Origin of the sequence: Azoarcus sp. TTM-91 (assembly GCF_012911025.1) — a bacterium.
Lineage (GTDB): Bacteria > Pseudomonadota > Gammaproteobacteria > Burkholderiales > Rhodocyclaceae > Azoarcus.
Window position 1 is genome coordinate 1 of record NZ_WUEI01000248.1, and the last position, 1,465, is coordinate 1,465.

Below are 1,465 nucleotides of genomic sequence, written 5' to 3' on the forward strand. Positions count from 1 at the left end.
GGTGCCTCGCTGACCTGCGCCAGCGCGGCGCCGCCGCCGGCCAGCGCGAGGGCGGCCAGCAGCGCCGGGACGAGATTGCGCGGCAGCAGCAAGCGGAGCAGGGCGGTCCAGAGGGCAGCCGGATTGCCGCCGGAACGGTCTGGCCGCGCCAAGGCGAAAGCGCTGTCGAAGTTGTTCCGGCACGGCTGGGGAGCGTTAGGGACGGAAAGGGCACGGGAATATAGGCGCATGATTCGCATGGTTATTTTCCTGAGGGGCAGGACCGCCCGCGGTCGTGCCATGTTACGCAAAAAGCCGCAGTCCGCCGCCTGAGCAAGGCGGCGGCCGATACAATGGCGGCCATCATGAGTCAGCCCGCAGAACTGTTTTCCCGCGCCGCACCGCCGCGCAAGCCCGCTCCCTTCCTGCCCATGTCCCGCGCCGAAATGCAGGCGCTCGGCTGGAAGGAGTGCGACGTGGTGCTGGTGACCGGCGACGCCTACATCGACCATCCCAGCTTCGGCATGGCGCTGGTCGGCCGCCTGCTGGAGTCGCTCGGCCTGCGGGTGGGCATCATCAGCCAGCCGGACTGGACCTCGGCCGAGCCCTTTCGCGCCCTGGGCAAGCCGCGGCTGTACTTCGGCATCACCGCCGGCAACATGGATTCCATGGTCAACCGCTACACCTCCGACCGCAAGATCCGCTCCGACGACGCCTACACGCCGAACGCCGAAGCCAACAAGCGGCCGGACCGCGCCCTCACCGTCTACGCCCAGCGTGCCCGCGAGGCCTTCCCGGACGCCAACATCGTCATCGGCAGCATCGAAGCCTCGCTGCGCCGCATCGCCCATTACGACTACTGGTCGGACAAGGTGCGGCGCTCGGTGCTGCCGGACTCCAAGGCCGACATCCTGCTGTTCGGCAACGCCGAGCGCGCGCTGATCGACCTTACGCTGCGGCTGGCCGCCGGCGAGCCCATCGAGTCCATCCGCGACCTGCGCGGCACCGCCTTCATGGCGCGGCCGGGCTGGCTGCCGGAAGGCTGGAGCGAAGTGGATTCCCTCAGCCTGGACCGCCCCGGCCGCGTCGAGCCGCATGCCGATCCCTACGCGATGGAGCCGGCGCCGGCCGCCGCGCCCGCCGCCGACGGCGCCCAGCCGGTGCGCATCGTGCCGGCGGCCGAACGCGTCGCCGCCCGCCGCGCCGAGCGCGGCCGCACGGTGGTGCGCCTGCCGGCCTACGAGGCGGTGAAGGACGACCCGGTGCTGTACGCCCACGCCTCCCGCGTCTTCCACCTGGAATCCAACCCCGGCAACGCCCGCGCGCTGGTGCAGCGCCACGGCGAGGGGCCGGGGGCGCGCGAGGTGTGGCTGAACCCGCCGCCGATTCCGCTCAGCACGCCGGAGATGGACTTCGTCTATGGCCTGCCCTACGCGCGGGCGCCGCACCCCGTCTACGGCGGCGCGCGCATCCCGGCCTGGGACAT

General features: G+C 71.6%; 1 protein-coding gene and 1 pseudogene. One reads left to right on the forward strand and one right to left on the reverse strand.

From position 1 onward, the window contains the following. Window positions 1-239 (reverse strand): hypothetical protein (locus GRF61_RS24010; protein WP_169153135.1); only part of this gene is annotated, 239 nt, incomplete at its 3' end. A gap of 171 nt (window positions 240-410) precedes the next feature. Between GRF61_RS24010 and GRF61_RS24015 the strand changes: the two are divergent. Continuing rightward, window positions 411-1,465, forward strand: a pseudogene (locus GRF61_RS24015) (YgiQ family radical SAM protein); the annotation flags it as partial.